Annotated in this window: 9 protein-coding genes, 1 tRNA gene and 2 pseudogenes; 7 read left to right on the top strand and 5 right to left on the bottom strand. The window is 41.8% G+C overall.

Annotated elements, in window-relative coordinates:
- A pseudogene (locus UYI_RS35140) lies at window positions 1–205 on the top strand (O-antigen ligase family protein); the annotation flags it as partial.
- Window positions 206–290: 85 nt separating this feature from the next.
- Window positions 291–779 (top strand): annotated as a pseudogene (locus tag UYI_RS0122475) (hypothetical protein); the annotation flags it as partial.
- A gap of 47 nt (window positions 780–826) precedes the next feature.
- Here UYI_RS0122475 and UYI_RS0122480 read toward each other — a convergent pair.
- From UYI_RS0122480 to UYI_RS0122495, 3 genes are all read right to left on the bottom strand, one after another.
- The gene (locus UYI_RS0122480; RefSeq protein ID WP_146007613.1) at window positions 827–1,108 is read right to left on the bottom strand and encodes a hypothetical protein; all 282 of its coding nucleotides are present in this window, start codon (window positions 1,106–1,108) and stop codon (window positions 827–829) included.
- Between the two features lie 422 nt (window positions 1,109–1,530).
- Window positions 1,531–2,307 (bottom strand): MinD/ParA family ATP-binding protein, encoded by a 777-nt coding sequence (locus UYI_RS0122485; RefSeq protein WP_016868931.1) that lies wholly within the window; start codon window positions 2,305–2,307, stop codon window positions 1,531–1,533.
- 115 nt (window positions 2,308–2,422) lie between these two features.
- Window positions 2,423–3,487, bottom strand: coding sequence for a Tll0287-like domain-containing protein (locus UYI_RS0122495; protein ID WP_016868934.1), 1,065 nt, complete (start codon window positions 3,485–3,487; stop codon window positions 2,423–2,425).
- Window positions 3,488–3,846: 359 nt separating this feature from the next.
- On the opposite strand from UYI_RS0122495, the gene UYI_RS0122500 reads away from it, so the two are divergent.
- On the top strand, window positions 3,847–4,365 hold the full coding sequence (locus tag UYI_RS0122500) for a DUF2085 domain-containing protein (RefSeq protein ID WP_016868936.1): 519 nt from the start codon (window positions 3,847–3,849) through the stop codon (window positions 4,363–4,365).
- Between the two features lie 21 nt (window positions 4,366–4,386).
- On the opposite strand, the gene UYI_RS0122505 is transcribed toward UYI_RS0122500, so the two are convergent.
- Entirely contained in the window at window positions 4,387–5,502 is a 1,116-nt protein-coding gene (locus tag UYI_RS0122505) for an ABC transporter permease (RefSeq protein ID WP_016868937.1), read from the bottom strand.
- Between the two features lie 68 nt (window positions 5,503–5,570).
- The gene (locus UYI_RS0122510) at window positions 5,571–6,470 is read right to left on the bottom strand and encodes an Npun_R2479 family HD domain-containing metalloprotein (protein WP_016868938.1); all 900 of its coding nucleotides are present in this window, start codon (window positions 6,468–6,470) and stop codon (window positions 5,571–5,573) included.
- A 574-nt stretch (window positions 6,471–7,044) separates the two neighbouring features.
- On the opposite strand from UYI_RS0122510, the gene UYI_RS0122515 reads away from it, so the two are divergent.
- The 4 genes from UYI_RS0122515 to UYI_RS39155 all read left to right on the top strand — a co-directional run bounded on the left by UYI_RS0122515 (window position 7,045) and on the right by UYI_RS39155 (window position 12,591).
- A complete protein-coding gene (locus UYI_RS0122515) occupies window positions 7,045–8,502 on the top strand; it encodes an efflux RND transporter periplasmic adaptor subunit (protein ID WP_016868939.1) in 1,458 nt (485 codons plus the stop codon).
- A gap of 78 nt (window positions 8,503–8,580) precedes the next feature.
- Complete coding sequence (locus UYI_RS0122520) at window positions 8,581–11,826, top strand: efflux RND transporter permease subunit (protein WP_016868940.1); 3,246 nt, start codon at window positions 8,581–8,583, stop codon at window positions 11,824–11,826.
- A 42-nt stretch (window positions 11,827–11,868) separates the two neighbouring features.
- Window positions 11,869–11,940, top strand: a tRNA-Gly gene (locus UYI_RS0122525).
- A gap of 141 nt (window positions 11,941–12,081) precedes the next feature.
- Window positions 12,082–12,591 (top strand): hypothetical protein, encoded by a 510-nt coding sequence (locus tag UYI_RS39155; protein ID WP_016868941.1) that lies wholly within the window; start codon window positions 12,082–12,084, stop codon window positions 12,589–12,591.
- The last annotated feature ends 2 nt before the right edge of the window (window positions 12,592–12,593 follow it).

Below are 12,593 nucleotides of genomic sequence, written 5' to 3' on the forward strand. Positions count from 1 at the left end.
CTTGGGACTAGTTTCCTATTTGGCGCTGTTAGGATTATGTCTGTGGCTAGTTATCAAGTCTCCTTACCGAGGCATTGAGGCGGTAGTAGTCGCTTACTTCGTGTTTACTTTTACCTGGTTTGAGTGCGCCCAGTTTACGCATCTAGCTTGGTGGTCGCTCAGTTTCTTTGGCATATCCCATCCCCGTGAAAAAGTCACATCTTAATCTTAAAAGTGCTGCAATCATCTGCTTAGTGTGTCTGATACCAGGTTGTTCACAGTCCAACTCAGAGTCACAATGGACACAACAAATGGAAGCTGGTTTTCAACAACGGTCAAAGGATATAGTTGCTTCCCTTGCAGGCAGCAATTACGGGAATACAGCCTTTGAGAATGAAAAGAAATCTTACCCCAAGGCAATGATAGACTTTCTCGCAGGCAACCAACAGAAAGCTCTAGCCTTTTTGCAATCTGAAGATGCTGATGCTACTAGTCACACTCACACCTTGGGAATTGACTTTTACTCTGGGTTCACCCTCAAAGGACAAGTCCGCAAATACTTCTACTTTGGTAAATATCTTGACCCAGCCTATCGGCAGCGAATGAAAGAAGCGATGCGGATTTTGACACAAGTAGATCCTTTTTCGCGCCGTTTTCCTTACCAAAGACAGTTTTGGGCAAACTCAACAGATAACTGCAATACCTGGGTGGATTGTCGCAACACTGATAACCTGAAAGCGATGCGGGAAGTTGCAGTATATTTGTTCGCCCAAGAAACTGGTAATCAACAGACACGGCAGAGATAGCATTATACTCTTTTTTACTCTTAACTTTTGTTTAATTCTCGTTAGCAATAATCGCCGTAGTGATACCAATAGTGCAGAGTATTTCGCATATTGGGATTAGAAATTTTGTTGATGTCAGCAAGGGTAACTTTGCCGCTACGGAAGCGATCTGCCCATTCTTTAGGCACTTTGGGTATACTACCATCATCAACAGCATCCCATTCTCTGATTTGATTAGCCCAGTAGCGATCGCTTGCTTGTTTTGAAGAGATTTTCCCCTGTTTAACTTGACGAGATAAACGTTTGGCTTTAGCTTGGGAAGTTTGCGAATTTATTATTAACATTCCTCCAAGAGCAAGTATAGTTTCAAGTAGCATTTTGATCCCCACCTAAGCTAAAAGTAAATAATTGATATTTCATTGTTAATTACCTCTGAAAAATTGAATTGTATTTTGTTTTTTTGCAGAATATGTTTAATATGACTGCTATATATAAATACACAGACTTACATGAATAATTTACGCAAAATAAACTTTAAAAAATTTGCTAAAGCCATCCTAAATCATTTGTGAAAAAAAATATCCCCGACTTTTTTAAAAAGTCGGGGATATGGGCAATATGATTGTTTCCAACTCAAATAGAATTACTATAAAAAAATACCCTACTCTTTAGAAGAGTGTTTAGAAGGTATTTTTTCACTAAAACTATATAGCCGATGTATGTAAGGTATTACTTTTGCTATTGTTTGAAAGAGAAATTATGTTACTCATCTATTATTCATGATCTGCTTAGCGATCGCATTTACTTCCTGTGTCCAAGGATGTTCGGGGTAGCACAAACTGAAAAGATCCTTACTACCCAGGTAAAACATTTCTTCACACACAGGTAGAATACCAGCCACAGTTGTGCCATAAGTTGAAAATACTTGTTGTCGCAAAGACTGAAAGTTAAAAGCTGGTAATGCCTTATTAACTACTAGCATGATATTGGGAACATCTAATTTACGAGCCACATCCACAGCTACAGCAGTACCTTGATAATCTTGCTGATCTGGTCTGAGGATGACCACAAGAATATTGGAAATAATGATAGATAGCAGAGTTTCTTCGTTAATACCGGGGTGAGTATCAATAAAAAGATAATCTAGTTTCAAACGTTTGGTTAAATGCTGAAAACCATCGTTCAGCAAGCGTGCATCATATCCCTCGCGTAAAATACGAGAAATTTCACCAGTTTTGATACTAGAAGGAATCAGAAAAATATTACCTCTAATGGCAGCATTTTTCTGTCTCATTTTAACCAATGGTGTGACATCATAAGCAGCCTTTTCAATCGGGCAACGTCCCCAAAGATAATCATTCAGAGTATACTTTACCTTCTCCTCATCAAGACCGAAAAGAACGTGAATTCCAGGCGATTGAATATCTGTATCAACAATACCAACTCGCTTCCCAGAACGAGCAATTAGAGTAGCTATGTTAGCGGTTACATTTGATTTACCTGTTCCGCCACGGAACGAATGAACAGATACAACTTTAGACATAATATATCCTCAATTCTTAGTTAAGATGACTAGCTTGGAAATAGGGATTGGGGAAAGGGGAAAGGGGAAAATACTAATCACTAACAACCAACGATCAACAACCAACCACCAACAATTATTCATTTGATTCTGACCATTGATTTCTAATATTTTTTGCTTCTTGACGCAATTTTTGAAAGTATTCACTGCGAGAAATTTCATCTACTTGACGAGCCATCTTAGTCTCATCAATTTTGACTCGGAGTTCCTGCACCTGTTGTTTTAAGCGTTGTTCGCGTTCGTAGACTTCACGAACCATTTTCTGAAATACTCGTCCCAACTGTCCTAATTCGTCAGTGCGTTTAACAAGTACTGTTAGACTTTTAATTTCAAATTCTTTTGCTTCATCAGAATCGATTGTGTCAGTACTAATTTTTTGAGCAAGTTGAGCCATTGGTTTGATCGGTTGAATGACATTTCGCTTTAGCAAGTAATTAATCAGGATAATTACTAAAGTAAAAATTCCAATAAAAATACTGATAAATAAAGAAAAATTATTATGAACGTTTTCAAATACCTGGCTAGCAGGAACATAGATAATTTGAGTGCCAAGAATTTCATTTAGCTTCCAACCAAATCCATGCTCTGTTCCATATGTTTCTACAAGACTCTTCGGCGCCATTTCGGGTGTAGTATGGCAGCTAAGACACTGTGGATTTTTTATAGAAAAAGGACGAGCAGTGTAATACAATTGCTCTCCAAATGTAGTCCGAAAACCTGATTGGGTTTGCAGACTGGGTTGCTTACGAAAATTTTCTATCAGACTAGTCTCAAAATCATCGGCTTGATCTTGTAAATTTGTTGGATTAAGTGTTGCATCTTTATAGAGGTAATTTTCATATTCTTTTTTTGTGCGTAGATTCTCAAATACCTGCCTAGCTGCATAGCTGGGTATTGTTTCTGGAACAAATCTTTCTTGAGTTTTTTCGTAAGGCTTTAATAATTTAATTACGTTATTACTAGTATAATTTCTAACTGAGTTAACCATTTGTATTAGCACTTGCGCTCTATAATTGATTTCATTTTCTGCTGTGTATTCAAGTGCTTTTGATAGAGCCAAGCTACTAAATATAATAGCTCCTATAAAAACTAGTGATAGGAGAATAGTAAATTTGTTTGCAAGTTTGGAATTACTTATCATTCTTCTTAGTTTTCATCTTGATAAAAATCTATTTTCAATTTCTATGGCATTGTATTTATCGTATAAATTTAATAACAGAGACACATCTGAAGAACGTCTCGAATTCCCATTCAACGAAATATGTAAACAGCTCTGACTTTCGTTGACTGGTTAAGCAAATTTAGCTATAACTTTAGTCTTAGGTAAGGATAAATCTAAAACTTAGATGTAAAATTAAAAGCTTGTTAGTAGCACTACCTCGCCATGAGCGACTGACGTAGACGCCTACATCAGTTCCCACAACCCTTATCGTTAAGTTTTATGATAGGTATGACTTGAGTAAAGGAAGCACAAAGAATACAAAGGGAAGAAAGGCACAGATGTTACAAGGAGTTGCTTTAGGTAGAAGCTTCAGAATTCATTGGGTAAGTTTTATTGCTGATTTTCTGTTGTTGGGGATGGTGATAGGGCCACTTGCTGCCCCTTTTCTGACAGCTTCTGGGTTGTTTATTTTACCTGGGATTGCGGAAATTATTTATTTTATGGGTCGTCATGTATGCCCACAACCGGAGATGGGGATGATGTTGGCATCACCGTTTCTCATGGCTGTATGTATGCGTTGCTACGGGACGGTAACGGGTTTATTGTTGACTCGGTTGTTGCTTGGAGTGACTAACGGTAAAGGTTTTTACTGGCTGCATCAATACGGTTGGAGTGGTGCAGCGATCGCTAGTGTGTTAATGATGGCTTATCCATTGGAGTTAGCTGCCGAGGTGTTGGGGTGGTGGAGTTTTAACAATTATGTTGTAACTTTGTTTGGGTTGGTTACAGGTTTGGCGTGGGGTTTGTTTACAATGCCGCTATTACATCGGTCAAAACAGTTAACAGTTAACTGGTAACTGATAACTGATAACTGTTTCTCACCTCTCCAAACTCCGAGGATCAAGCGCATCTCTGAGTCCGTCACCCAGCAAGTTGAACGCCAAAACTGTCAAGACAATTACCAATGCTGGCGGCCAGATCAACCAAGGTTGCAGTACCAGGATAGAAGCATTAGTTGCCAGGGAAAGCATATTGCCCCAAGAAGGATCTGGTTGCTGAATTCCTAGTCCAATCAGACTTAGTACTGCTTCTGCGCCGATAAAACTGGGAACTGCCAAGGTAGCAGAGATGATAATATACGTTGCGGTTTGGGGTAAAACATGGCGAGTGATGATATAGAATGGCTTAGCACCCATCGCTCGTGCTGCTTGTACAAATTCGCGTTCTTTGATGGATAAGACTTGACCGCGAACCACTCGCGCTAACCCAGCCCAACTAATAAACGACGTAATACATACAATTAACAAAAATCGCTGTGTACTGCTTAACCCTGGTGGTAATACTGCACCCAAGGTGACTAATAAATATATGCTGGGAAATGTCATCAGTACTTCGGCCAAGCGCATGATCACAGCATCAATCCAGCCACCGAAATAACCAGAAATGCCGCCAATGATCATCCCTAGAGGAAAAGTCAAGGCTACTCCAACAATCCCAATAAATAAGCTGATGCGACCTCCATGCAACAAGCGACTAAATTGATCGCGTCCTTGGTCGTCAGTACCCAGGAGGTTGATTTTAGCTTCGCCAGTAGTACCAAACAAATGCCAATTTAAAGGAATTCCAGGAAAAATAGTCACTTCATCCCAGCTGGGAGGTAAGGGCAAGCTCAACCGTAAAAGATGGTATTCTGGACCTTGCACAAATAACCGCAAAGGCGAGGGTTTAGTTTTATCTACAATCACTTCGCGATCGCCCGTTTCTAAATTTGTGTCTCCTTGAGTTGTAGGATAAACATGAGGCCCGATAAACTTCCCTGAAGTCGAAAACCAGTAAATTCTGGTCGGTGGCAACAGGGAACCACTTGCTTGCGGAATATAAGGGTCATAGGGAGCAACAAAATCAGCAGCAATTACTGCTATGTAAAATACTAAGAGCAAAATTGCCCCAAATCGCGCCAAAGGATTTTTCTTTAATCTTTGCCACCAGTTCATAGTTAGTCAATGGTCAATGGTCAATGGTCAAGGGTCAATTGTCAATTGTCAATTGTCAATTTGAGATACTATGGACTCTTGACTATGGACTCTTGAGTCTTGACTATATCAACAAAATATAACTTTTCATCTTGAGGAACTTCATGTTCCACTACAAAAACATTGGAGTGGAGATTGGCAATAATTTGTTTGCCTTGCTGTGTCAGAGTCAGGTAACGTAGTGCTTCTTGGATATATGGGTAAACTCCATGCCAGTAGAACTTGGCGTAGTTCTTGCGTAAGTCAGCAGGTGTTTGATATCCCAAAACCTTATTCATCCCAGTTTCTTCAAATTCGTAAAACAAAGAAGTAATTTTTTTCAAATAGCGGGGGTCACTTAATTGTCCGATTAAATCAGCAGCACGAACTAAACCTGCATAGCTACTTGTGCATTGATGATCCTCGGCAGCAGGTACGGGAAAGCGAGTCAATTCAATATTGGTTTTAATAACTTCCGAATCTATCAATTTGTGACCGCCAAAGCGTTCATCAATAAAAAGTTTGGCTCTATCTACATGATAAGGTGTCAAGCTGGCGTCAGAGGCTCCAGGGGCAAGAGAAATCATTCTGTTATCTTTACCCGTAGCATACAAGCCTTCTTCCTCACGGTCTTCTCGGCACACTCCTTTAACATAGCCAATATCATGACATAGTAAGGAAATAATAAAGTGCAACCAGTCTTCACTGGAAACACCCCCTTCCCGAATGTGTTTGCCGCGTAAAATTTCTTGTCCTACCAACGTAACGAGAATCGAATGTTCTACATTGTGATATAGGGCGTCGCTGTTGGCAATGTTTTCTAAAGCCATGTTCCCCGCCCAAGCAATTATGTCTTGATAATCAGTTTTTAAGCAGCCGTAGGTACGACGGTAGCCTTCTCGAATTTGCCTTACAAAAGCATCTATTAATATTTCTGTAGCATTGAACATACTAGTTACTCAGTCGGACAACTAAATTATTTAGGCGTTTATATCAAAATAGCCAAACACCTTGGCATTAAATGAAATTCAGCACAATGCTTGTGTCTCCTTGTAGTTATTATCACTGCTTAATCTGAGATGATGGCAAGCTTTTCTGACTTTACATAATCAATATTTATTTGTCTATTAAAAAACAGGCTTTTGGTCTGTCTCATTAATTTTGAGGGGTTACGGGTGGTCAGATCCCCGACTTTTCGGAAAAGTCGGGGATCTTGCAACCTATCAGAACTAATGAGACAGACCACTATGCTTTCCACAAGATGCAAAACTGTATATGTGTATATTAAATTACTATATTTTTGGAAATATACCCTGTAGGGGCGTACTGCTGTACGCCCCTACTTATGCGATTAATCACCCATTTTTTACTTTGGCAAAATTGTGATTTGTGATAGTTCAGATTCTGAGTATCTTGCCACCAGAAATTGAAAAAATAGGTCATAGTAAATATACATTAACTTACTTAAAACTTTTTTAAGCACAACTGCTTAGTGAGAATCAGGCAGGAAGTGGAGGCAAGACAGTGGGCGAGGAGAGTTATTCGGAACTGGGCACAGAACAGCCAGTGACAATTGAAGATGCTGACTGGGAAGGAAAAAAATTAAAGAGGCGAAGTCCTTGGCTACTACCGTTGTTACTTGGTACTGGCTTGGGAGTAGCGATCGCTTTTGTGGGGATGGGTGTTGTAAGTAACCGTCAGACTCCTAGCAAAAATGCTGTTACAAAATCTACGCAGCAAGTTGCCCCAACCATGACAGTTACCGTAGTCTCAGCAGAAGCTAACAATATAGCCCGTACCCTCAGCACCACTGGTACAGTGGCAGCCCGGGATTTAATACCAGTTTTACCACAGACAAACGGTCTACAAATCAAACAGGTACTAGTTAATGAGGGAGATACAGTCAAAGGCGGTCAATTACTGGCAGTTTTGGATGATTCCCTACTGCAAGCCCAAATTAGCCAAGCAAAAGCAGATATAGAATCTAGACAAGCAGATGTGGCTTCTAATCAGGCAAATCTGGAAGCTAAAAAGGCAGATGTTGCTTCCTTTCAAGCAGTAGTGCAACAAAAACGAGCAGATTTAGCGCAAGCCAAGGCTAAGTTAGAAGAAGCACAAAGAAATTATCAGCGCTATCAACAACTTGCTAACGATGGTGCGATCAGCAAACAAGAATTGGAAACACGGGAGACTACCTTGAAAACTGCCAAAGAAGCAGTCAGGGTAGCCGAAGAAAATGTTCGCAGTGCCCAAGCAGATGTCAGCAGCGCCCAAGCAAATATTAACAGCGCCCAAGCAGGCATTAACAGCGCCCAAGCCAATGTCAAAAGTAATGCTGCCAAACTCCAACAGCTGAAAACTCAACTTGCACAAACTTTGGTGCGTGCGCCTGTATCGGGAACAATTGCTGAGAAACTAGCTAGAGTCGGGGATGTCACGGGTGTACCACCCCAAACTCAAGTCGGAAATGTGGTGGGTGGAACACAAAAATTGTTTTCTATTATTCGGGAAGGCAAGTTGGAACTCCAAGCAGAAGTTCCCACCGTACAACTACCACAGGTAAAAGTTGGTGCAGCAGTAGAAATTACCTCGGATGCTGATAAACGCGTACGTTTACAAGGACAAGTACGAGAAATTGAACCGATAGTTAACGACCAAAGCCGGAAAGCAACAGTAAAAATTGACCTACCACCCACAAACTTGTTAAAACCAGGAATGTTTGCCCGGGCAGCAGTCACAACGAATACAACCACAGGTGTGGTAGTGCCACAAAAAGCTGTCTTACCCCAACCAGATGGAAGTGCGATCGCATTCACCTTATTGGGTGAAGACACGGTTCGCGCTCAAAAAGTAGAACTAGGAGAAATCCTCAACGGTGGCAAAGTGGAAATCAAAACTGGTTTGCAAACAGGCGATCGCGTCGTAGTTGACGGTGCTGGATATCTCAAAGATGGTGACAAAGTCAGAGTGGTTGGTGGTTAGTGGTTGGTTGTTGTTTGGAACAACTAACAACTAACAACCAACAACCAACAACCAACAACTAACAACTAACTAAAATCTATGTCCTTCAATATTTCTGCTTGGTCAATAAAAAAACCTGTCCCCACAATAGTTTTATTTTTAATTTTGACTCTGGTTGGTTGGTTCTCATTTAATTCTTTGGGAATTGATATCAACCCCAATATTGATGTACCCACAGTGCGGGTTACAGTTACGCAACCAGGGGCGGGGCCTGCGGAACTAGAGTTCCAAGTCACCAAAAAAATTGAGGATGCGATCGCCAGTTTAGGCAACATTGATGAACTGCGATCCACCGTCACTGATGGTAATTCCACAACCACAATTACCTTTGTCTTGGGTACAGATACAGACCGCGCTACAAATGATGTTCGCAATGCTGTATCACAAATTCGGCAAAATCTACCCCAAGACATCAATGACCCCATAGTTGAACGTGTAGATTTTTCCGGTGGGCCAATCATGTCCTACGCAGTGAAATCTGACCAACGTTCCGTAGAAGAACTGAGTTACTTAGTTGACCAAACCATCAGCCGTGCTTTGTTAGCTGTCAGAGGAGTAGCCCAAGTTAAGCGTGTGGGGGGAGTTGACCGTGAAGTCCGAGTCAACCTCGACCCAGACCGTTTACAATCTTTGGGGATTACCGCTACCCAGGTCAACGATCAAATTCGTGCCCTGAATATCAACCTACCAGGTGGACGCGCCGAAGTTGGTGGTAGCGAACAAAGTATCCGTACCTTGGGTAGCGCTAAGAGTGTGGATGTCTTAAAAACCTATGAGATTCTCCTACCTGGTGGTGGTTCTGTTCCCTTATCTAGTTTGGGAACGGTAGAAGATAGCTATGCTGAAGTTCGACAAACCGCACGCTTAGATAATAAACCTGTGGTAGCGTTCCAGGTGTTGCGTAGTACCGGCAGCGTCATGGTGACTGTAGAGGAAGGAGTCAAAGCAGCCATCAAGGAACTAGAGAAAACACTGCCCTCTGACGTCAAGCTGGAATTAATTTTTACCAGAGCCGATTTTGTTCGGGAATCCTACAAAAGCACGATCGAGGAACTAATTCAAGCCTCTGTACTTGCAGTTATAGTCATCCTTTTATTTTTACGTGATTGGCGGGCAACATTAATTACAGCAGTAGCTTTACCCCTGTCTATGATTCCTACCTTTGCTGTGCAGTATGCCTTGGGTTATACCCTCAATAGCATGACTTTATTGGCATTAGCATTAGCAGTGGGCAACTTAGTCGATGATGCCGTTGTGGAAATTGAAAACATGGAACGGCACATGGCAATGGGCAAATCCTCTTGGCAAGCTGCTTTTGAGTCATCCGATGAAGTAGGTTTAGCAGTAATTGCGAGTGCAGCAACTATCATTGCTGTATTTCTGCCCGTCGCCTTCATGGGTGGTATTCCGGGGCAGTTTTTCCAACCTTTTGGCGTTACCGTTGCTGTTTCCACCATTTTCTCTACCTTGGTAGCGCGGATGGTAACACCAATGATGGGGGCGTATTTGTTGAAGGATAAGCAAGGAAAGCAACTTCATGGTGGGGAGGTGGGGAGATTGGGAACTCGGGGCCCCCACTCCCTGGGGGGAGTGGGGATTAGGGGCAGTGGGGAGAATTTAATTTTAAGTTCTCCCCATCACCCCGTCCCTATCTCGTCCCGTCGCCGCTTCCAACCATACAAATCCCTACTGCAATGGTCGTTACGTCATAAATTGACGACTTTGGGGATTGCCTTGGCTTTCTTCGTTGCCAGTGTGATGCTAGTTCCCTTTATTCCCAAGGGATTAGTGGATGGGGGTGACATCGGTATTTCCACCGTGAATGTAGAATTACCTCCTGGTTCTACCTTGGCTGATACCAATAAGGTAGTCAGCCAACTTACCAATATCATCAACAAAGATCCACTAGTAGAATCAGTGTTTGCCTCAGAACAGGTGAACTCGGCAACCTTTTCTGTTAAGCTCAAGTCTAAAGAAGAAGGACGAAAGATTTCTCAATTAGAGTTTGAACAACAGATACGTCCCCAGTTTCAGCAAGTGCCAGGAGCTAAAATCAGTTTTGAAAGTGCAGGGGCGGTTGGTGGTCGTAAAGATTTAACTATACTGCTGCAAAGTGAAAATCCTGAAGCACTGAATCAAGCTGCTGAGGCAGTAGAAAAGCAAATGCAGACTGTTCCCGGATTGGTGGAAGTATCTTCATCTGCAAGTTTGGTAAAACCAGAAATTGTCGTCATTCCCGATCCGCAACGCGCCGCAGATTTAGGTGTGACTGTACAAGCAATTGCCCGTACTGCTTCTCTGGGAACAATTGGAGATAATGATGCCAATTTAGCTAAGTTTAATTTGAGCGATCGCCAAATTCCGATTCGCGTCCAAATCGACCCTAAAGCGCGAGAAGATATCAACACAATCAAAAATCTCCAAGTCCCGACTCAAAACGGTAGCTTGGTTCCTCTGATGTCAGTGGCAGATATCAGCTTTGGTAGTGGTCCTGCAACCATCAACCGCTATGATCGTTCTCGCCAAGTTTCTCTAGAAGCTAACTTGCAAGGTATTTCTTTAGGAGATGCCCTGCAAGCTGTGACTGCACTACCCGCTTTAAAAAACTTGCCGCCGGGAGTCAAGCTGCAAAACTCTGGCGATGCCAAAATCATGGCAGAAATTTTTGGTCGCTTTGGTGGTGCATTGGCATTGGCATTAATGTTTATCTATGCAATTCTGGTGCTGTTATATAACAACTTCTTGCATCCTTTCACGATCATGGCAGCATTGCCCTTTTGTTTAGGAGGCACACTCATAGGCTTACTGATTGCCCAAAAAGCCTTGGGATTATATGCCCTGATTGGTATTGTGTTGCTGTTGGGGATTGTGACCAAAAACTCAATTCTCTTGGTAGATTATACTATTATTAATTTGCAGGAAGGGAAAACTCAGCGTCAGGCGTTGATAGAAGCTGGTGTCTCCCGTCTGCGTCCAATTATGATGACTTCTCTCGCAACTATTGCTGGTACTCTTCCCCTGGCTTTGGGTGTCGGTGCGGGTGCAGAATATCGTCAGCCGATGGGGATTGCGATTTTGGGAGGCTTCACAACTTCTACTTTGTTGACACTCCTGGTTGTTCCGGTGCTGTTCAGCTACATTGATAATTTCCAAACCTGGATTATCAATACAGTCAAGTATGGTTTTGGGAAAAAACCTCCGCGTTCAGTAGTGGTTGAGGATGAAGTGATAATTATGCCATCTTCAAGCGAAGATCCACCACATCAGTACTCAATCAGAAAATAGTAGTATAATGGCATTTAGCTTGATTTATGCTAAATGCTATGCGCGGGTGTAATTCAGTGGTAGAATGCCACCTTCCCAAGGTGAACGTCGTGGGTTCGAGTCCCATCACCCGCTTTTGTTATTGAACCGCCAAGAACGCCAAGGGTTCGTAGACTGTGCGTAAGTCCTAAGTTTGATCGGAAGCGATCGCGCCTTTAGTACCTTTAATATAGATGGTTGAACCGATATTAAATCAAGCTGGTTGAGATACAGAACTTGATTGCTTCAGTTCTGGCAAAATTAAATCAAAAAATTAGCATCAAACCCATCGTCAACGGAAATTTGCAGATTATTTACTATGAGAAGGGGATTCAAATCGAAACACTCAACAACATTACTGACTTTAATAGTAAGCTTTCCGATATTTGCGATCGCGTTTATCATCACAGTGCAATTTTATGGAATGAATTAATTAACCGTCGAGATTTAACCTCTCAAGGGGCGAAAGCTAGACGTGAATTGATTCAAGCAATGTTGGAATATCAATATGAAGAGAGATTAGGATTAGAAGGTTATGGGCCGGAAGTTAGTATGTATTATTCCCTGTTAGAAGAAACAGGGATTCATCGCCAGGAAGATGAAAATTGGGAACCTGATGATCAGCAGTTACGACAGGCGATTTTGGCAAAGTTGAGTGAACGAATTTTAGATCCTGATTTGGTAGATGGCGTTACGCGAATTGAGGAAAAGCGAACTGATGAAATAACGGGGAAAAATTTCAGTTAAAA

The organism is Fischerella muscicola PCC 7414 (assembly GCF_000317205.1).
Taxonomy (GTDB): domain Bacteria; phylum Cyanobacteriota; class Cyanobacteriia; order Cyanobacteriales; family Nostocaceae; genus Fischerella; species Fischerella muscicola.

What these genes read in the sequence shown, in the direction of transcription:
- UYI_RS0122505 (WP_016868937.1), bottom strand. Translation starts at nt 5,502, where the DNA reads ATGAACTGGTGGCAAAGATTAAAGAAAAATCCTTTGGCGCGATTTGGG.
- UYI_RS0122500 (WP_016868936.1), top strand. Translation starts at nt 3,847, where the DNA reads ATGTTACAAGGAGTTGCTTTAGGTAGAAGCTTCAGAATTCATTGGGTA.
- UYI_RS0122480 (WP_146007613.1), bottom strand. Translation starts at nt 1,108, where the DNA reads ATGTTAATAATAAATTCGCAAACTTCCCAAGCTAAAGCCAAACGTTTA.
- UYI_RS0122495 (WP_016868934.1), bottom strand. Translation starts at nt 3,487, where the DNA reads ATGATAAGTAATTCCAAACTTGCAAACAAATTTACTATTCTCCTATCA.
- UYI_RS0122510 (WP_016868938.1), bottom strand. Translation starts at nt 6,470, where the DNA reads ATGTTCAATGCTACAGAAATATTAATAGATGCTTTTGTAAGGCAAATT.
- UYI_RS0122485 (WP_016868931.1), bottom strand. Translation starts at nt 2,307, where the DNA reads ATGTCTAAAGTTGTATCTGTTCATTCGTTCCGTGGCGGAACAGGTAAA.
- UYI_RS0122520 (WP_016868940.1), top strand. Translation starts at nt 8,581, where the DNA reads ATGTCCTTCAATATTTCTGCTTGGTCAATAAAAAAACCTGTCCCCACA.